Annotated in this window: 18 protein-coding genes; 7 read left to right on the top strand and 11 right to left on the bottom strand. The window is 50.3% G+C overall.

Annotated features, from left to right (window positions below):
- Window position 1 precedes the first annotated feature (1 nt).
- The 3 genes from CRO57_RS04160 to paaN form a co-directional block, all read right to left on the bottom strand.
- Entirely contained in the window at window positions 2-874 is an 873-nt protein-coding gene (locus CRO57_RS04160; protein WP_097152111.1) for a branched-chain amino acid ABC transporter permease, read from the bottom strand.
- Window positions 875-1135: 261 nt separating this feature from the next.
- A complete protein-coding gene (locus CRO57_RS04155; RefSeq protein ID WP_097152110.1) occupies window positions 1136-2290 on the bottom strand; it encodes an ABC transporter substrate-binding protein in 1155 nt (384 codons plus the stop codon).
- 201 nt (window positions 2291-2491) lie between these two features.
- A complete protein-coding gene (gene paaN / locus CRO57_RS04150; RefSeq protein ID WP_097152109.1) occupies window positions 2492-4150 on the bottom strand; it encodes a phenylacetic acid degradation protein PaaN in 1659 nt (552 codons plus the stop codon).
- 351 nt (window positions 4151-4501) lie between these two features.
- On the opposite strand from paaN, the gene paaG reads away from it, so the two are divergent.
- The 5 genes from paaG (at window position 4502) to CRO57_RS04125 (ending at window position 8970) form a co-directional block, all read left to right on the top strand.
- Window positions 4502-5299 (top strand): 2-(1,2-epoxy-1,2-dihydrophenyl)acetyl-CoA isomerase PaaG, encoded by a 798-nt coding sequence (gene paaG / locus CRO57_RS04145; RefSeq protein WP_097152108.1) that lies wholly within the window; start codon window positions 4502-4504, stop codon window positions 5297-5299.
- Window positions 5300-5336: 37 nt separating this feature from the next.
- Window positions 5337-5795, top strand: a complete 459-nt coding sequence (gene paaI, locus CRO57_RS04140; protein ID WP_097152107.1) for a hydroxyphenylacetyl-CoA thioesterase PaaI — start codon at window positions 5337-5339, stop codon at window positions 5793-5795.
- A 94-nt stretch (window positions 5796-5889) separates the two neighbouring features.
- Window positions 5890-7203 carry a phenylacetate--CoA ligase PaaK gene (gene paaK, locus CRO57_RS04135; RefSeq protein WP_097152106.1) on the top strand — a complete coding sequence of 438 codons (1314 nt, stop codon included), beginning with the start codon at window positions 5890-5892 and terminating at the stop codon, window positions 7201-7203.
- Window positions 7204-7602: 399 nt separating this feature from the next.
- The gene (locus CRO57_RS04130) at window positions 7603-8214 is read left to right on the top strand and encodes a TetR/AcrR family transcriptional regulator (protein ID WP_097153190.1); all 612 of its coding nucleotides are present in this window, start codon (window positions 7603-7605) and stop codon (window positions 8212-8214) included.
- Between the two features lie 177 nt (window positions 8215-8391).
- Entirely contained in the window at window positions 8392-8970 is a 579-nt protein-coding gene (locus CRO57_RS04125) for a hypothetical protein (protein WP_097152105.1), read from the top strand.
- A 71-nt stretch (window positions 8971-9041) separates the two neighbouring features.
- Here the strand turns inward: CRO57_RS04125 and CRO57_RS04120 are convergent, their stop codons facing one another.
- The 7 genes from CRO57_RS04120 to CRO57_RS04090 form a co-directional block, all read right to left on the bottom strand.
- Entirely contained in the window at window positions 9042-9644 is a 603-nt protein-coding gene (locus tag CRO57_RS04120) for a hypothetical protein (protein ID WP_141401178.1), read from the bottom strand.
- Window positions 9645-9863: 219 nt separating this feature from the next.
- Window positions 9864-10943 (bottom strand): 1,2-phenylacetyl-CoA epoxidase subunit PaaE, encoded by a 1080-nt coding sequence (gene paaE / locus CRO57_RS04115; protein ID WP_097152103.1) that lies wholly within the window; start codon window positions 10941-10943, stop codon window positions 9864-9866.
- Window positions 10944-10999: 56 nt separating this feature from the next.
- Entirely contained in the window at window positions 11000-11515 is a 516-nt protein-coding gene (gene paaD / locus CRO57_RS04110) for a 1,2-phenylacetyl-CoA epoxidase subunit PaaD (RefSeq protein ID WP_097152102.1), read from the bottom strand.
- A gap of 102 nt (window positions 11516-11617) precedes the next feature.
- Window positions 11618-12385 (bottom strand): 1,2-phenylacetyl-CoA epoxidase subunit PaaC, encoded by a 768-nt coding sequence (gene paaC / locus CRO57_RS04105; protein WP_170956024.1) that lies wholly within the window; start codon window positions 12383-12385, stop codon window positions 11618-11620.
- A gap of 53 nt (window positions 12386-12438) precedes the next feature.
- Window positions 12439-12726, bottom strand: a complete 288-nt coding sequence (gene paaB, locus CRO57_RS04100) for a 1,2-phenylacetyl-CoA epoxidase subunit PaaB (RefSeq protein ID WP_097152101.1) — start codon at window positions 12724-12726, stop codon at window positions 12439-12441.
- 127 nt (window positions 12727-12853) lie between these two features.
- The gene (paaA, locus tag CRO57_RS04095) at window positions 12854-13846 is read right to left on the bottom strand and encodes a 1,2-phenylacetyl-CoA epoxidase subunit PaaA (protein ID WP_097152100.1); all 993 of its coding nucleotides are present in this window, start codon (window positions 13844-13846) and stop codon (window positions 12854-12856) included.
- A 124-nt stretch (window positions 13847-13970) separates the two neighbouring features.
- Window positions 13971-14879, bottom strand: a complete 909-nt coding sequence (locus CRO57_RS04090; RefSeq protein WP_097152099.1) for a PaaX family transcriptional regulator C-terminal domain-containing protein — start codon at window positions 14877-14879, stop codon at window positions 13971-13973.
- A 623-nt stretch (window positions 14880-15502) separates the two neighbouring features.
- Here CRO57_RS04090 and CRO57_RS04085 point away from each other — a divergent pair.
- Entirely contained in the window at window positions 15503-15889 is a 387-nt protein-coding gene (locus tag CRO57_RS04085; protein ID WP_097152098.1) for a hypothetical protein, read from the top strand.
- Window positions 15889-16452, top strand: coding sequence for a TetR/AcrR family transcriptional regulator (locus tag CRO57_RS04080; protein WP_097152097.1), 564 nt, complete (start codon window positions 15889-15891; stop codon window positions 16450-16452). The genes CRO57_RS04085 and CRO57_RS04080 overlap by 1 nt, the downstream gene beginning before the upstream one ends.
- Before the next feature lie 57 nt (window positions 16453-16509).
- Here CRO57_RS04080 and CRO57_RS04075 read toward each other — a convergent pair whose 3' ends face one another.
- Window positions 16510-18129: an ABC transporter ATP-binding protein gene (locus tag CRO57_RS04075; protein WP_097152096.1), complete on the bottom strand. Its 1620-nt coding sequence runs from the start codon at window positions 18127-18129 to the stop codon at window positions 16510-16512.
- Window positions 18130-18139: the final 10 nt, after the last annotated feature.

Here is an 18139-nt window from a genome sequence, read left to right as displayed (position 1 = left end):
TCTATACGCGATCAACAGAGGATTTGCCGAACAAGCCATTCGGTAATACGAATAGCACCAGAAGAATGACGATAAAGCCGACAGCATCTTTATAATCGGACGAGATGTAACCAGCCCCAAATGCTTCCAGAAGCCCGACAATCAAGCCACCGACTACAGCACCAAACGGGTTGCCCATACCTCCAAGCATGGCAGCAGCAAAGCCTTTCAAAGCCAGAAGAGTACCAATCTCGTAGTTTGTCAGTGTGATCGGAGTGACCAGAATACCAGCAACAGCGCCAATGGCAGCAGATACGCCAAAGGCCAGCGCCATGATCATGGATGTATTGATACCCACCAGTTTGGCTGCCAGACGGTTGGCCGCTGTCGCCAAGACAGCCTTACCCACCTTGGTGCGCTCAAAGAAGAAATAGAGCATCATGAAGACGACAATCGTACCGCCCATAACCCAAAGCGATTGCGGCAGGATGGATGCACCACCGACATGGATTGGTGTATCCGAGGAGAACGCAGGCAAGGAATGGAACTGCTTGTCAAAGACAATACTGGCCAAACCACGCAAAAAAATGGACGCACCGATGGTGATGATGATCAAGGTCACATGAGAGGCCCCACGTGCCGGCTCGATAGCCAGACGATGCAGCAAGATGCCGATAATCACGGCAACAATAATTGCGCACAGAGCAGCAACCATCAGGGGCAAGCCAGCCGCAATCATGAAGACGGTGACCATCCCGCCAAGCATGACAAACTCACCTTGTGCGAAATTCACCACGTCCGAGGCATTGTAAATGATGGTGAAACCCAGTGCGACCAGCGCATAAACTGCGCCAACAGTCAGACCGGAAAAGAGAAATTGCAACAATTCAGCCATGATCAGTCCATTCGGCTCCGTCCTGAATTTACCCGAACGTCCCGCGCATTTCGTTTGCAATAAAGACGTGAAGGAATTGAGATCCTCTACGACCGGGGATGCCAGTTCATGGCAGTCGGGATGAAAGCTTCACACCCTTTTGGAATGTCGGATAAGGAGGCCAAGGAGAGAATGGAGCTCCCCTCCTTTGACAATCTTGGTAGGCGATCATTCTCATCTGCCTCAATGGCATGAATGAGAATGATCTGGTCCATATGCAGCTTATTTGGACAAGGTCCAGTCGCCACCTTTGATCTCCAGCATACGAAATGCGGTGAGATCGAGGCCCAAGTGATCGGTCGCTGACATATTCACTTCACCAGCGGTTCCCATGAAGCCTTTGGTCTGCTCCAAAGCATCGCGGATCGCTTCCGGTTCAGCACTACCGGCTTTCTTGATGGCGTCAACGAGAAGATAAAGACCATCATAAGCGTGGCCACCGAAAGTCGAGACCGACTGTCCGGTTGCTTTCTCATAATCAGCTTTATATGCGGTCACGACTTTCTTCTGAGCATCACTATCGTCGAGCTTATCTGCGACTAGCAGAGCAGACGCAGGAAGACGAACGCCTTCTGCTGCATCACCAGCCAGTTCGATATACTTCTTGGAAGCAACACCATGAGACTGATAGAGAGGAACAGTGATACCGATCTGGTTGAAGTTACGGGTCACGATAGCTGGGCCTTGACCGAAACCGGCATTCAAGACTGCCTGCACACCAGCAGCGCCTTTGATATTGGTCAGCTGTGGGGTCATGTCACTGTCTTTTGGACCATAGGTCTCATCAGCAACGACTTCGATGCCGTAATTGTCTTTAACACCCAGACATTGGCCACGCATCGATTTGCCGAAACCACCTGTTCCGGAAATCATGGCAATCTTGGTCAGACCTTTGGCCTTCATATCTTCGAAGATCTTTTCACATGCCATCTTGTCGGTATGTGGGGTTTTGAAGGTGAATTTCTTGACCGGATCCACGATAACAACAGCGCCACCAAGGGAGATGAAAGGCACTTCAGCCTCTTCAAAAACCGGAATCATGGCCATGGTGGTTCCTGTGGTGGAGCCACCGACAACAGCAACCACTTCGTCTTCTTCAACCAGGCGTGTCGCGAAGGTACGCGCCTTGTTGGCGTCAACACCGGCATCATAAACGATCAACTCGATCTTCTTGCCGCCAATGCCACCTTCAGCATTGATCTTGTCAACATAGAGCTTCAGGGTCTTTTCTTCCGGATCCCCCAGAAATGAGGCTGGGCCTGTCACAGACAGAACGGAGCCGATCTTGATGGTATCAGAGGCCTGTGCGCCGGCGATAACAGCCAAAGTAGCAACGCCTGCAACGGCAATGGTCTTGAATTTGGAAAGTACACTCATAGTCAATTCCTCCCAGATGGTATGAGTACGTGGTTCAGATCTCTCATTGGGTCCTCCAACCCGGGCATTGATCGAGAGATCAAACTGAAAATGTAAAAAGCAGGATCAAGTGATGAAGAACCTACCTTGATGTGGTCGGGCGTACCCGACCGCTTCTGACAAGGTCTCCTCCCTTGAAAAGAGACCGAAAAACAGGTTGGGTTACCCAACTTGGCGACGCAGCGTCGCGACCCGGAAACGATTTGCAACGAAGGCGGCATCGGTCAGGGCTGCATTGCCTGCCGGGTTTGCACCGGTTACATGGAAATCGGAGTAAGCTGCTGACTGATTGACGAAGATACCACCAGTCAAATTCACTGAAAGCGGAGCACCACCCCACGCGAAAGCATCGGCTGCCTGATCAATCACATCTTCTGATGTGGTATAGAGTGCCGCAGTGATTGCGCCCTTGGTCTTGGCTGAGCTGGATGCAATCTCGATTGATTGACCGGTGCTGTCCGTTGCGATTACAAAGGAAATCGGGCCAAAGCGCTCTTCCAGATACGCGCCTTCATCCTTCGCATCGACGGCGACCACAGTCGGCGTTGCCGAGCGTGCACCATTCATGCCTTCAACTTCATTACTTTCGCGCACGACACGGCCAAGAGACTGAACACTATTGATGCGCCCAATGGTCGCCTCATTCTGCACAGCACCGAGAATGGCAGCAGCACGAGCTGGATCACCCAATAGTTTGTCCAAGCCGATCTTGATGCCTTCTGCAACTTCATCAAAGCTCTTATGGCCTTGATCGGTTTCAATGCCGCCACGCGGAATATAGATATTCTGCGGAGCAGTACACATCTGGCCCGTATAGAGAGACAGTGAGAAAGCGATGTTTGACGTCATCCCACGGAAATTGTCGGTGCTATCGATGACGATGGAATTCACACCAGCTTCTTCGGTATAAACCAGCGCATTGCCTGCATTCTCACGCACCCACTGACCAAATGTAGAAGACCCGGTAAAGTCTATGATGGCGACATCCTTATGAGTCACATAGTCCTTGGTCTTTGGCGCATCAGCATTGTCCGCTGCCAGCAACAAAACATTTGGATCAAAACCGGCCTCTGTCAGCACTTCCCGGCCAATTTTCAATGAGACGGCCAGAGGCAGGATAGCAGCAGGATGCGGCTTCACAATCACTGGATTGCCGGTGACCAGACTTGCAAAAAGTCCCGGATAGGTATTCCAGGTTGGGAATGTTGCACAACCAATCACCAGTGCCACACCACGCGGCACGATGCGGAAGGTTTTATCCAGCAATAATGGATCATTTTTGCCTTGTGGCTTTTCCCAACGCACCTGTCCTGGCAGCTTCGCCATTTCGTCGTAAGCATAGGCAACTGCTTCCAGACCACGGTCCTGAGCGTGCGGACCACCAGCCTGAAACGCCATCATGAAGGCCTGACCGGAAGTATGCATCACAGCATTGGCGATCAGGAAAGATTGCTTGTTCAAACGATCCAGCCATTCCAATGCAACACCGACGCGATCTTCTACAGACGCCTTGCCCCAAGCCTTTCCAGCTTCCTTGGAAGCTGTAACAAGCTGCTCTACATCGGCGTCTGGATATGAGATATTCATCTCGAGACCAAATGGTGAGACCTCACCACCAACAGCGCCACCATTGTTTGGTTGACCAAGATCGAAGGTCTGGCCCAGCATGGCGTCGAAAGTGCTTTGCGCATCTGCTTTGGCAGTTTCGCCATAAATCTTGCCAGAAGGCGCTTCGGGATAGGCAGCCCAATAGGTTCTTGTCCGGCTTGTCTCGCACGCTTTTTGAAGTGTGGCCTGATGCCTTTCAAAAAAACTGGTCATCCACTTGTTCCCTCTCCTGAACAACGCACCATCATCCACATCTCACGGACCAGGACATTGGCGCTTTTTTATCCTTTCACTATCTCTACATCTTACTTCTTTGCCTTCGCTCCACTCTGGGTGGATGGATGAGAAATCTTCGAAGTTTTCAAAATTTCAGAATTTGATGCATTGACAGTTGGTTCTTGTTTCTCCAATAATTAACCGACCGGACAGTCAATGCAAGTAATTTTTTCTATAACATCGAGATTTTACCGAAAGAATAAATCTCAAATATGATGTGAGTAGTAATAAAGTGCCATTGATTTCATATTCCATGTTTGTCGCTATGATTTCTGGGAGGACATTGTCATGAGCGAAGCCCCGATATTGGTGAACCGTCAGGACGGCTATGTGATTCTGACGCTGAACCGGCCGGACAAGTTGAATTCCTTTAACGAGGAGATGCATAAGGCTCTGATGGCGGCACTTGTAGACGTGGAACAAGACGAGAGCTGTCGCGCTCTGGTACTGACCGCTTCTGGAAAAGGATTTTGCGCCGGACAGGATTTGGGGGACCGTGTAAAACCTGACCCGAACGCCCCTCCTCCCGATCTGACGCAGACCATTGAGGCCTATTACAATCCACTCATTCGCAAGTTGCGCAGCCTGTCCATTCCGGTGGTTTGCGCCGTGAATGGCGTTGCTGCTGGCGCAGGCGCGAATATTGCGCTGGCCTGTGACATTGTTCTGGCCGCCAAACGCGCCAAGTTCCTGCAAGCCTTTGCAAAAATCGGCTTGGTTCCAGATTCTGGCGGCACCTATTTCTTGCCACGTCTGTTGGGTGATGCCCGTGCTCGTGCCTTGTGTTTGCTGGCGGAGCCAATCTCAGCTGAGAAGGCAGAGGAATGGGGCTTGATCTATCGTGCAGTTGATGATGAAGCCTTGATGGAAGAAGCCATTGCCCTCGCGAAGCATCTTGCAACTCAACCTACCATCGGTCTTGGCTTGATCAAGCAAGCCCTGAATGCCTCCGCTTCCAACAGTCTTGATGAGCAACTGGATCTGGAACGGGATTATCAGGGCGAAGCCGGACGCACGCCAGACTATATTGAAGGCGTGATGGCCTTCATGGAAAAGCGCGCTCCTAATTTCACAGGCCGTCGCTAGGTCTGATCGAATTTGGTCGTGAAAGAGGAGGACTTTGATGGGACAGGTTTTTACCGATAAGGACACCCTGGCACAGGCAGCAGCACAGGCAATGTGGGACGCTGACCCAGCTACGCAAAAATTGGGAATGGTGTTGGAAGAAGTGCGCTCAGGGTACGCCCGAATGAGCATGGTGATCCGCGAGGAAATGAGCAACGGTCATGGCACCTGCCATGGTGGCTATATTTTCACCTTTGCGGATTCAGCCTTTGCCTTTGCCTGCAACAGTCACAATATCAATACTGTTGCCCAGCAATGCTCCATCACTTACTTGGCTCCTGGCAAATTGGGCGAGCGCCTTAGCGCTGAAGCTGTTGAGCGCTCTCTTGCCGGTCGCAGCGGTGTTTATGACGTAACCATACGCAATGAACAGGGCCAGATCATCGCAGAATTTCGCGGCAATAGCCGCAATATCAAAGGGGAATTGGTGCCGGGCGCCCGTTTGGCAGACGAATAGCCAGATGCTTTACCCCGGTTGATCAATATTTGAATATTGGCCTGCTGATATGCGGCCAACCGGCAGGAGGAGCCGGTGTTTGAGGGAGGAATACATGCTTGATTTGTCACCAAAAGCTGGTGAGCTAGACGCGATTGAAACTGCATCCCGTGACGAGATTGCCGCCACGCAGCTAGAGCGGATGGAATGGTCCGTTCGTCACGCTTATGAAAATGTGCCTTTTTATCGCAAGAGCTTCGATGAAGCCGGCGTGCATCCGGACGATCTGAAAACCTTGGCTGATCTGGCCAAATTTCCTTTCACAACCAAACAAGATCTGCGTGACAATTATCCGTTTGGTCTGTTTGCGGTACCCCGCGAGCAAATCGTTCGCGTTCATGCATCCTCTGGTACAACCGGCAAGCCTACTGTCGTTGGTTATACCAAGAAAGATATCGAGACCTGGTCCAGCGTTGTCGCACGTTCCATCCGCGCTGCAGGCGGTCGCCCGGGCCACAAGATCCATATCGCCTATGGCTACGGCCTTTTTACTGGTGGCTTGGGTGCGCATTATGGCGCTGAAGCCCTGGGTGCGACTGTTATTCCCATGTCAGGTGGCATGACTGAGCGTCAAGTGCGTCTCATTCAGGATTTCGAACCCGATATCATCATGGTCACCCCATCTTACATGCTGTCCATTCTTGATGAGTTCCGCAAAGAAGGCATTGATCCACGCACATCTTCACTGAAGGTGGGCATCTTTGGTGCCGAGCCATGGACCAACAAGATGCGCTGTGAGATCGAGCAAGCTTTCGACATGCATGCGGTCGATATCTATGGCCTGTCTGAGGTTATGGGACCCGGTGTCGCCAATGAATGTGTAGAAACCAAAGACGGCCTGCATATCTGGGAAGATCATTTCTACCCGGAAATCATTGACCCGATTACAGGCGAAGTAAAAGAAGATGGCGAAGAAGGTGAGTTGGTTTTTACCACACTGACCAAAGAAGGCCTGCCGGTTATTCGTTATCGCACACGCGATCTGACAACCTTGTTGCCTGGTACAGCGCGCTCCATGCGCCGTATTGAGAAGATCACCGGTCGTTCTGACGACATGATGATCATTCGTGGCGTGAATGTCTTCCCAACCCAGATTGAAGAGCAATTGCTACGCTGTGGGGGGCTTGCACCGCATTATCAAATCGAATTGTCCCGTTCTGGCCGCATGGATCGTATGCTGGTGCGGGTGGAAGCAACTGATGAAGCTGGATCAGACAATCACCGTGAGGCCAGTGCACGCGAATTGGCGACTCATGTGAAGAATAACATCGGCATTTCCGTCAAAGTCGATGTTGGTGCGCCACATTCCGTCGAGCGTTCTCTTGGTAAAGCCCAACGGGTTGTGGATTTACGACCAAAAGAGAATTGAGGTCGTTCGCCGTTCCACCCCAAAGTGTGGAGCCCAAACAATTGGTGAGAGCTTTTTGGGAAAGGAAAGCTATCACTATGGCTGCCAGAAGATCATAGAGGGAGGATCTTGGTCCCTATACCGCAACATAGGTTTTGATCCTGATCTTCTGGCGCCCCTTGGGGCAAAAGCCGTTTTGGGCTCCATAATTTGCCATTTAATCACTCTTTTCGGTGAAAGAGCCGGGGTTTTGACGTTTACGCGCACAACTCTCCCATTTCCTTCGCCGGACAAGTGCTATATGAGTAGCGCATTCGCGCCATAGACGACGAATAGCTCCTGATCAAGCAAGACCAACAAGGGATCTGTTAGCGGCTAGTGGCAAGGATCGCCCCTTCATTCGCTGAAATGGAAAAATCCATGGCCCGTACACGCGCTGCTGATTATGGCAGTAAACGCCGCTCAATTCTGGACCAATCCGCTAAGGTTTTTGCAGCCCAGGGCTACGACAAAACCTCGATGGCACAGATCGCCAAGACGTGTGGATTTTCCAAGGCACTTCTCTATCATTATTATGAAAACAAGGAAGCGTTGCTGACTGATATCATCCAGGTGCACCTGGAAGAATTGCTGAATGAAGTACAGGCGGCAGTGAATGGCGATCTTCCCCCCAAGGCACAATTGCAGGCCTTGGTTACTGCCCTTTTGCTGGCTTATGAAGATGCAGATGACAAGCACAAGCTGCAAATCAATGAACTATCCTTCCTTCCCAAAGAACGTCAGGTCGGACTGAAGCAATTGGAGCGTGATCTTGTCACCATTTTTGCTGATGCAGTGATTGCAGCCAGCCCAGCAGTCGCTTCGCGCGATAAGATGATCATGCCGGTGACCATGAGCCTGTTTGGGATCCTTAATTGGACATATTTATGGTTCCGCCCCACCGGTGATCTTACCAGAACTGATTATGCTGAATTGGTCACAAATCTGATCATCGACGGCACACGGCATTTACAATCATCAGCAGGTACGTGACGGCAATGCTCATTCTCTCCATTACTCATCTGCATTTCCTAACCTAATTCAGTTGTCCCCAATAGCGAGTTACCAGTCCGATTTTGCTCAATTAGTTCCCATCTATTTTCATAATTCGGCATAATGGGAAGATAGTGACCAAATCGGATTGCCTGAGCACTAGTGGGGAGGATTTTGATGATCAATACTTTGCGTCGCGTTACATTTGGATTGGCTGTCGTAACATCTTTGTGTGTTTCAGCCTATGCTGGAGAGTTGACAAACTCTGCAAAGAAAATTGAAGATCTACTGGCTGCCAGCCAGCCAGTCGCAGCATATGATGTATTGCTGGAAATGTCCGACAAAGTTTGGGCCAAGCTGCCAATGAAAGTACGCAACGCTCAATATGTGCAGGAAATCTATTCATTTCGTCGCTTCACGCCCAAAGAGTCAGCAGTTTTCAAACCCAATGAAACTCACATAATTTATGCGGAACCCATTGGCTTTACCTATGGGACGACCACCAGCGGCGAACGGGAAGCGGGATTCCGGATTGACTTCTCTCTCTCCGATGCAACTGGCAGAGTTATTCTGCGACGGTCGGATTTTTTGAAAATCGACCTACCCCTCGGAGCCAACAACAAGGAAGTACATCTGAATCTGACCGTGGACCTGACTGGTCTTCCGGAAGGCCAATATGAATCGCATTATGTGATCAAAGATAAATATTCGGAAAAGCAGGATCAAATATCCTTGCCCTTTGCGATTGCCAAATAGGTGAGATCTTATCTGGTTTAGAATATGAAGCGGGCCTTGCCCGCTTTATCTTGTTTCAGACTTGCAGATTTCTATCGCTTGAGACTTGCCGTCTTCATTCCACGCTGTATCTGATCTGCATTCATATCGCTGCTCATATCATACATGTGAGAGCTCAGGAATTTGAAGAAGCGATCCCCGCCAACCACTGCACCACTAACCGCTCCGCCAATCAGGAACAGATAGGCCACCAAGCCAATGGCCATTTTGTGCAAATCCTCTCTTTTCAAGAGAGAAAGATCCTTCATCACTTTGGCACAATATGGCTTTAATATTGACATCTTAGACAGCATTGATGCCGATGATGTCTGGATGACTGCCTTTTCAAGAGGCTTTCCGATAGCAACTTGCCTCGGTTGTTGAATATTGCCATTCTCAAGCGCTACATCCGCCTGTTGCATATCAGCAGTAACCCGAAATTGTTCCTTAGGCGGTGGCGGGACATAGGGGCCACGGCGCACAGCTGGTGCTGGTGCTTGCGCTTGTACAAGCTGCTGACGCTGCCTGTTCATGGCCACGGATCCGTTCAAACGGGTCGACTGATTGTTGTTCTGGTCTGGCATCATCAAGGTTGCTTTACTCGTACTTCGGTCGTTGTTTTTTTGCTCAACCTCACTTTTGTCCCACTGCACCATTTTCATATCCCGCTATATCTGATCCGTTCAATCGCGAGAAGCGATGAATTAAGGATACCCGAAAGCCATGAAAGAACCTGTTTCATGCGGCCAAGTCGGTATAATTTTATGATGTGATGGTTTTCAAAGAATGAATCCTTGCTCAATTACGCAAATACAAAAAAGCCGCACACAGGATTTCCGTGTGCAGCTTTCGATATCATCCACTTAATTATTGGCCTACATAACGTCAAAATCGACGACGACCTTATCGGTCTTGGGTCGGGATTGACAAGTCAACACGAAATTAGCTTCCACTTCCCATGGTTCCAGTGAATAGTTGATTGCCATATCCACTTCACCTTCCAGAACCTTGGCACGACAGGTACAGCACATACCGCCCTTGCAAGAGAATGGCGCTTCGATATCCGCCTTCAGAGCCGCATCAATGATCGTCTCCCCAGGCTCCAGATCCAGACTATAACGTGCACCATCGACGATCATATCCACCTTGGCCTTATGATCAACTGCCTTGGCATCCTTTGCTTCGTGGGCCTCATGGCTTGCGGAGCCATCAGCTGGTGTAAAGAGCTCATTATGGATGCATTCTTTATCAAGACCGGTCTTTTCCAATGCAATGCGAGCTTCTTCTATCATCTCGCCAGGACCACACAGGAAGGCATGGTCGATGTCGCCTGCTGGCAGGATGGACGTCAGGAAGGCCTCGACCTTCTCCTCATCCAAACGACCGTTCAGAAGTGACAACTCCTGCTCTTCTCGGCTCAGGATATGATAGACAGAGAGGCGTCCCAAATACTGATCCTTCAGATCATCCAGCTGCTCTTTGAAGATAATGGTCTGGGAGGTACGGTTACCATAGAACAGGAAGAACTGGCTTTCCGGCTCGCGCTGCATCACTTCCTTGATAATGGACATGATGGGCGTAATGCCTGAGCCTGCTGCAAAGCCGACGTAGGTACGTGCTTCGCCGGTTCCATTTTCGGGCAAATAGAAGCGCCCCATGGGCGTCATGATATCCATATTCATGCCAACAGTGATGTCATCGTTAGCATACTGGGAGAATATTCCATCATCAATCTTCTTGACCGCAACTCGAATATCCTCGCCTTTGCCGGAACAAATGGAATAGGAACGGCGCACGTCCTCACCATTGATATCGGCTTTCAGGGTCAGATATTGGCCAGGGATATAGGAATAGTCTTCCTTCAGATTCTCTGGCAGTTCGAAAGCGATAGAAACCGCGTCCGGCGTTTCGCGCTTGACGTCAATAACCTTGAGAGAGTGAAAACGAGGGCTCATACTTTACCTCTTTCCTATCCGCAACCTAATTAATCTCGATAGATCAATTGGTTCGGTTAGATACATTTGAAATAATCGAAAGGTTCCGCGCAGTCTTTGCATCGGTACAGGGCTTTGCAGGCAGTCGAACCAAATTCGGAAATACGTTCTGTATGGCTGGATCCACATTTGGGACAGTTCACACTTTCCTCACCAAACAAAGCCCGGCGACCAGCCTTGCCTTTCGGCGGAGCAATGCCAAACTTTTCCAGTTTGTCGTGAGCTTCCTGTGTCAACCAATCGGTGGTCCAAGCCGGATGAAGAACGGTTTCGATCTTTGTTTTATCGAACCCCGCCTTGGCCAATGAGAGCTGGATATCCATCTCAAACATGTTCATGGCCGGACACCCCGTATAGGTCGGGGTGATGGTAACAAGGACGCTACCATCCTGTTCGACCTGCACATCACGCAATACGCCCAAATCCGCGATGGTCAGCACCGGAATTTCCGGATCCACCACTTCTGAAACGGCGGCCCAGGCCAAGGCCTGACGATTGGAAGGTGCAGTGGAGCTGGTCCTTTCCTCATGCATAGCTTTGGTCCTTTGTGACTGAGGTCCTTTTCGAGATTTGATTTATGATCTGCAGACAGATCAGGGGAAGCGCCGAAAGCGGGCCCTTCCCTTTTGAGGCGTTTACCAAGTGCAGTCAGGATATGCCCGTTGCAGATATTGAAAATCTGACAAGGCATGGCCAAGATGTTCGGTATGCACGCCATTGCGGCCACCCACATGCATCCAACCATCTTCCGGTCGTTTCAAGGTCGCACGGGTCAGTACTTCTTCGATCGTCCGCTCCCATGCACCACGCAGGCTTTCCGGATCGATCGCAATACCAGCTTCGATTAACCGTTCCTCAACCTCATCTTTGACAAAGAGCTCACCAGTATACATCCAAAGCTCATCAATGCCCTCTTGCATGCGGCGATGGCTTTCAGGAGTTCCATCACCCAAACGAATGGTCCATTCAGCTGCATGACGCAGGTGGTAGGTAACTTCCTTCTCAGCCTTGGCTGCGATAGCCGCCAGTTGCTTGTCCTTGGATGCCATCATGGCTTCCCAGAAAGGCAACATGAATGCAGAATAAAGAAGCTGGCGCGCCATGGTCTTGCCGAAATCACCATTTGGTTGTTCAACCAGAATTAGGTTGGTGAACTCACGCTCATTGCGCAGATAAGCCAGTTGGTCTTCATCCCGCCCTTTGCCTTCTACTTCAGCAGCGTAGGAATAGAGATTGCGGGCCTGACCGATCAGATCCAGCGAGATGTTCGTCATGGCCACATCTTCTTCAATGTGAGAAGCATGACCACACCATTCGCCCAGTCGATGAGACAGAATTACCGTATCGTCGGCCAAACGGACGAGATATTTGAAAAGTGCATCAGACATGAATGTCTCCGTCATTTGCTTGGGCGGCATGAACAGGATCAAGTCTGATCCCACTCATGCCAGCCTCATTACATGTTGCCGACTTCTTCGGGGATTTCGTAGAAGGTCGGGTGACGGTAGATCTTGTCGGCTGTCGGCTCGAACATCATGCCTTTTTCATCCGGATCATTTGCAACGATCGCATTGGATGGCACAACCCAAAGGGACAAGCCTTCACCACGACGGGTATAAACGTCGCGCGCTGCCTGCAATGCCATTTCGGCATCAGCTGCATGAACAGAGCCTGCATGGCGATGAGCCATACCGTTACGAGCACGGATAAAAACTTCCCAAAGTGGGGTATGTTGTTCGGTCATTTTAATGTCCTCCAATTCCCTGCCTCAAGTTCGACAGGTCGGAATTTCCAGTCCGATCAGGGAATTATATATCCCTTCCGGTCCTCTCACTGGCATTCCTCAAAAATTTCATTTCCAACGAGTGCGATTATTCAGCAGCTTCAGCGGCGGCTTGCGGAGCAGCGCGCTTGGCAGCATACGCCAGTGCAGCTTCGCGCACCCAGGCACCATTTTCATGGGCTGCCACACGGTCTTTCATACGCTGCTTGTTACAGATGCCATTACCGCGAACCACATTCACGAACTCGTCCCAATTGATGTCACCGAAGTCCCAGTGACCGGTCTCTTCGTTGAATTTCAGATCTGGATCCGGCACTTCCAAGCCAAGGAAGTGAGCCTGCGGAACAGTGGCATCAATAAAACGCTGACGCAGTTCATCATTGGAGAAGCGCTTGATCTTCCAAGCCATATTCTGACTGGAATGGATGCTTTCCTTGTCAGATGGTCCAAACATCATCAGCGCAGGCCACCACCAACGATTGATGGAATCCTGACACATTTCCTTCTGCTCATCAGAGCCCTGCATCATGGTCAAAAGCAGTTCATAACCCTGGCGCTGATGGAAGCTTTCTTCCTTACAAACACGGATCATTGCGCGGGAATAAGGACCGAAGGATGTGCGGCACAGCGGGATCTGGTTCATGATGGCAGCACCATCCACCAGCCAGCCAATGGTACCAATGTCAGCCCAGTTCAGAGCCGGATAATTGAAAATGGATGAGTATTTGGCTTTGCCAGAATGCAGATCATCTATCAGCTCCTCACGAGAGACACCAAGGGTCTCGCATGCGGAATAGAGATACATGCCATGGCCTCCCTCATCCTGAATCTTTGCCAGCAACGCAGCTTTACGGCGCAAGGTTGGCGCACGTGTCACCCAGTTACCTTCTGGCAGCATCCCGACGATTTCTGAATGGGCATGCTGGGAAATTTGCCGGATCAGCGTCTTGCGATAGGCAGATGGCATGGTGTCATTGGGTTCGATTTTTTGCTCGTCATCAATACGGGCCTGAAAGGCGTCGAGGAATTCCTGATCCTCTTCCACTCGCTCGTCAGCCGCGTTCAGCGCTTGGCTATACATTGGTTCTGGTCCTCCCAACCAACAATGTTGTCCTGAATTTAATATGTCACAAATTTTACTTTTATCAAGCCAATTTCGTAACATATAAAATTACAGCCGTGGGAAAGCGCAGAAATATGCGACTTTACAGTGCGTTAAAGCGGCGATAAAAATCGAAGTCAGGGGCTGGAAGCGGCCCATATTCGCCTTCGGCGCGACTATCAAGCCACATTTCCGACGCTTCCATCACCCTGTGATAGATGCGAGCGCTAAGCTGGCGTGCGGCATCACCGGGCCAGTTCTTCGGCAAGGCACTTGGTGGAAGAAGCGGATCACGGAGTACCAGGCGGCGAAAATCATGGATGAGCATGATACGGATAATCAAGCTCTCCAATTGCGAGAAGCTCTGCCCCGATACCAAGGCTTCATCAATAGCGCGATAATGCTCAAGGAACTCATGGTAGCCTTCAGAGATCTTCTCCAAGGGCCACCCCTGCTCCGCCAATGTCCAGGCATTTGGGCCCAGACCATCGATAGTAGAGAAAACACAATTTTGCGGATCAGAGTCGGGCAAAACCCCGGTATAGGGGCGCACCACAACATTTGGCGCTATGGCGCCATATCCTCGTCCTAAAAGTTCCTCGCGTCTTGTTGCCCTATCAGAACCAGATGCCAAGAAGCCGATGATCCATTGTCCATCCCATGATCGCGTGGTCTCAAAATAAATGCGACGCGTCGCTCCCTTGAAGGTTTCAGCACCTTTATCAGTCAGGCGATAATAGGAGTTACGTCCGACTTTGGAACGGTCCAACCAGTTGTCCGCAGCCAGTCTTGACATAGCAGTCCGCACAACACCGGGACCTATATCAATGGCCTCCATGATACGTGTCAGCGAACCGAGCCAGAGTGTCCCTCCCCTTGGCATCACGCAATCACCGAAAATGGTGATGATCATGGACCAAGCCCGAATTGGCGTTTGGGCATGGAAAGCTTTGAGCAACTGCTCCACTTCGGGGGAGAATGGCGGTCGCGCTTGATCGTCCAATTGCTGCATAGAGAATCTCGGCACTGAAAAGCATCACAATTTCTGCACGATAGACAAGATGCATGAGCAAGGCAAATGGCCTTGCGGCACTATCTATGTATTCATCCAAAGGTGAGAGAATTAACCCTATCAATCAAGGTTATCGAGCCCTGCGACTTTTTGAATGATATTCAGCATTCCTATATTTGGTAAGCTATTATCCAGTTTAAACAGTACGTAAAAGGCCTTGTCATGTCAGAGAATGAGCCGAATTTATCCAAATCAATCCAGATTTTCCTACTTCTTTTTGTACTTTGCGCGGTCGCCCTTATCGGCGGCGCCTATCTATTCTGAGACTTGATCTGTTCAACGAATAGAATCAAGTAAAGCTTAGACTTCAGAACGCTGCCAGTGTTCCCCAACCTCTTTGAACGGCACTTCAATATCGCCTGCCATTCTTTCAAAGAGCCTGCCGCTCTACGATCTTTTTCCTGTCTTTTTCAGTCCGCCCCGGCAGAACATCCCATCATCCGTCATAATCTTCTCTGGACAATCACATAACATACCATTCAGTATGGTATGCGATTCTGAGGAGAATAATCATCCTTTGATCGAATAACCTGCATATTGCTCATAGAAACAGGGAAAAGATCATGCTTCTTTCCGAGTTGAATGTCTGGCTGATTGCAACAGCTGGGATATTGTCATTGGCCACAGCCCTCATCCATATCATTCTGGGTGGGCGAGAAATTGCCAAGCCGCTGTTGGCTTCCGAACTTAAACGGGTTCCCAAATACACCAACTATTATTGCTGGCACATGGTTTCCATCATACTCGTGACAATGGCTGGCTGTTACGGTATTGCACTTTTCTCACCCGCAGGCTGGCCTCTTGCTACTTTGGCCACATTCCTCGCTTGGGCCTTTGCAATCTGGAACTTCGTCCTTATGCTTGGCACCAAAAGCAAAGCAATCGAATTGCCGCAATGGATTCTGTTCATTGCCATTGGCATTCCCGGACTATTAGGCCAGATCGCGTGATGTCAAAATCTCAACGCTTCTCAAAATCAGACTGGATCGAAGTTGGGGGGCTTCTTCTTAAAAATGAAGGGCCCGATGCTTTGGTGGTTGATCGCTTATGCGAGAAAGCAGGACGCACCAAGGGCTCTTTCTATCATCATTTCAAGGACCATTCGACCTATCTACAGGCATTGATTGATGAGTGGGAGCGGCGTAATACGCTGGATGTAATCGAAAAGGCTGCCCGACAATCCGGTGCCAGTCAGCAACTTGAGGCTTTGAACGAGCTGACTTTGGCGCTTGATCTGAAACTGGAAATCGCCATTCGACAATTGGCCGGACGCAGTCAATTGGTCGGTGAATTGGTACAAGCGGTCGATCAGAAGCGTCTTCGCTTTCTGGAGGATCTCTATATCTCTTTGAATCGACCTTTTGCCATCCCCCCACGCCGCATTGCTGAATTGGAATATTCCGCCTTTCTTGGTTCCATCCTTCTTTGGCCCACAATGAACAGCGCCGAGCGATCAGAATTAAGTGCCGCATTCACACATTTATTGATCAAGGCCTCGAACTCTGAAAACTAGAAAGCCACCAGACTTCTCCGGTGGCTTTTTCATTGCTTGATTGTCTCTAGCCTTCGCTTAAGCCGAGATTGGCTCCAAATCAAAAGCAGCTGCCATCAACTGGCGCGTATACAGCTCTTTGGGAGCATCGAAAACCTGATCGGTCAAACCTTCTTCAACAATTACTCCATGCTTCATCACCATCACATAATCTGACATGGCACGTACCACCGAAAGATCGTGGGAGATGAAGAGATAGGAGAGATTGTGCTTCTCCTGCAGATCACGGAGCAGTTCAACAATCTGCTTCTGCACTGAACGATCCAGCGCAGAAGTTGGCTCATCCAGCACCACGATGCGTGGTTTGAGCACCATTGCACGGGCAATCGCGATACGCTGACGTTGACCGCCAGAAAATTCATGCGGATAGCGGTTGCGCATGGATGGATCTAGCTGAACCTCTTGCAGAACTTCAATCGCACGCTGATCTCGTTCTTTTGCGGTCAGACCCGGCTCATGCACCAGGAGACCTTCTGTGATGATCTGCCCGACCATCATACGTGGAGACAGAGATCCGAACGGATCCTGGAAGACCAATTGCAGTTCGCGCCGATGAGCACGCATATCACCTTCACTGATCACACTCATATCGACGCCGTCCAACAGCACCTTACCTGTAGAATTGTTCAGCTTCAGCAATGCCCGACCAAGGGTGGATTTACCAGACCCGGACTCACCGACAATACCGATGGTCTGGCCGCGACGCAGCTGGATATTGACATCATTGACAGCTCTCAGCTCAGTTTTTTGGCCGCCAAACAGGCCTTCAACGATATTGAACGTGACATTGACGCCCTGGCCTTCAAGCAAGACATCTGCATCATCTGATGGAGCTTCCTTGATGCCATCAGGCTCGGCAGCAAGCAGCATTTTGGTATAGTCATGGCTTGGCGTGTCAAAGATGGTTTTGGTTTCTCCTTCTTCGACAACTTCGCCACGCTTCATCACATAAACACGATCAGCGAAGCGACGCACGATGTTCAGATCGTGGGTGATGAAAAGAATGGCCATACCCAGCTTCTTTTGGAGTTCGGCCAGCAGCTGCAGGATCTGCGCCTGAATGGTCACATCCAATGCCGTGGTTGGCTCATCCGCGATCAATAGATCGGGATTGTTGGCGAGAGCCATAGCGATCATCACGCGCTGACGTTGCCCACCGGACATTTCGTGCGGATAGGCCTTGATGCGTTTTGCTGGATCAGGAATCCCCACAAGATCAAGCAGTTCGATTGCTCTCACCATTGCAGCCTTCGTATTCATTTTCTGATGAACAATCAGAGGCTCACAAATCTGCCGTCCCACAGTATAGAGTGGATCAAGAGAGGTCATGGGTTCCTGAAAGATCATGGTCATCTTGGAACCGCGATAGCTGTTCAGCTTACGCTTGGAGAGCCCCAGAACTTCCTGTCCATCATACTTGACCGACCCTTCGGCCCAGCCATTCTCAGCGAGCAAGCCCATAGCGGACATCATGACCTGACTCTTACCAGATCCTGATTCACCCACCACAGCGACAGTCTCACCTTTGTTGATGTGCATATGAATGCCTTTAACGGCATGCACACCAACCCCATCATTGGTGGAAAAGCGCACATGCAGGTCATTCACGTCCAGAAGCGGTTGTGTTTGATTTGTCATTGTTCTGTCT

This window comes from Cohaesibacter gelatinilyticus, assembly GCF_900215605.1.
GTDB lineage: Bacteria > Pseudomonadota > Alphaproteobacteria > Rhizobiales > Cohaesibacteraceae > Cohaesibacter > Cohaesibacter gelatinilyticus.
This window is presented reverse-complemented; position numbering and strand designations above follow the sequence as displayed.

What these genes read in the sequence shown, in the direction of transcription:
- paaG (WP_097152108.1), top strand. Translation starts at nt 4,502, where the DNA reads ATGAGCGAAGCCCCGATATTGGTGAACCGTCAGGACGGCTATGTGATT.
- CRO57_RS04120 (WP_141401178.1), bottom strand. Translation starts at nt 9,644, where the DNA reads ATGGTGCAGTGGGACAAAAGTGAGGTTGAGCAAAAAAACAACGACCGA.
- CRO57_RS04080 (WP_097152097.1), top strand. Translation starts at nt 15,889, where the DNA reads ATGTCAAAATCTCAACGCTTCTCAAAATCAGACTGGATCGAAGTTGGG.
- CRO57_RS04160 (WP_097152111.1), bottom strand. Translation starts at nt 874, where the DNA reads ATGGCTGAATTGTTGCAATTTCTCTTTTCCGGTCTGACTGTTGGCGCA.
- paaA (WP_097152100.1), bottom strand. Translation starts at nt 13,846, where the DNA reads ATGTATAGCCAAGCGCTGAACGCGGCTGACGAGCGAGTGGAAGAGGAT.
- CRO57_RS04090 (WP_097152099.1), bottom strand. Translation starts at nt 14,879, where the DNA reads ATGCAGCAATTGGACGATCAAGCGCGACCGCCATTCTCCCCCGAAGTG.
- paaE (WP_097152103.1), bottom strand. Translation starts at nt 10,943, where the DNA reads ATGAGCCCTCGTTTTCACTCTCTCAAGGTTATTGACGTCAAGCGCGAA.
- paaK (WP_097152106.1), top strand. Translation starts at nt 5,890, where the DNA reads ATGCTTGATTTGTCACCAAAAGCTGGTGAGCTAGACGCGATTGAAACT.
- paaI (WP_097152107.1), top strand. Translation starts at nt 5,337, where the DNA reads ATGGGACAGGTTTTTACCGATAAGGACACCCTGGCACAGGCAGCAGCA.
- paaD (WP_097152102.1), bottom strand. Translation starts at nt 11,515, where the DNA reads ATGCATGAGGAAAGGACCAGCTCCACTGCACCTTCCAATCGTCAGGCC.
- paaC (WP_170956024.1), bottom strand. Translation starts at nt 12,385, where the DNA reads ATGACGGAGACATTCATGTCTGATGCACTTTTCAAATATCTCGTCCGT.
- CRO57_RS04075 (WP_097152096.1), bottom strand. Translation starts at nt 18,129, where the DNA reads ATGACAAATCAAACACAACCGCTTCTGGACGTGAATGACCTGCATGTG.
- CRO57_RS04155 (WP_097152110.1), bottom strand. Translation starts at nt 2,290, where the DNA reads ATGAGTGTACTTTCCAAATTCAAGACCATTGCCGTTGCAGGCGTTGCT.
- paaB (WP_097152101.1), bottom strand. Translation starts at nt 12,726, where the DNA reads ATGACCGAACAACATACCCCACTTTGGGAAGTTTTTATCCGTGCTCGT.
- paaN (WP_097152109.1), bottom strand. Translation starts at nt 4,150, where the DNA reads ATGACCAGTTTTTTTGAAAGGCATCAGGCCACACTTCAAAAAGCGTGC.
- CRO57_RS04085 (WP_097152098.1), top strand. Translation starts at nt 15,503, where the DNA reads ATGCTTCTTTCCGAGTTGAATGTCTGGCTGATTGCAACAGCTGGGATA.
- CRO57_RS04125 (WP_097152105.1), top strand. Translation starts at nt 8,392, where the DNA reads ATGATCAATACTTTGCGTCGCGTTACATTTGGATTGGCTGTCGTAACA.
- CRO57_RS04130 (WP_097153190.1), top strand. Translation starts at nt 7,603, where the DNA reads ATGGCCCGTACACGCGCTGCTGATTATGGCAGTAAACGCCGCTCAATT.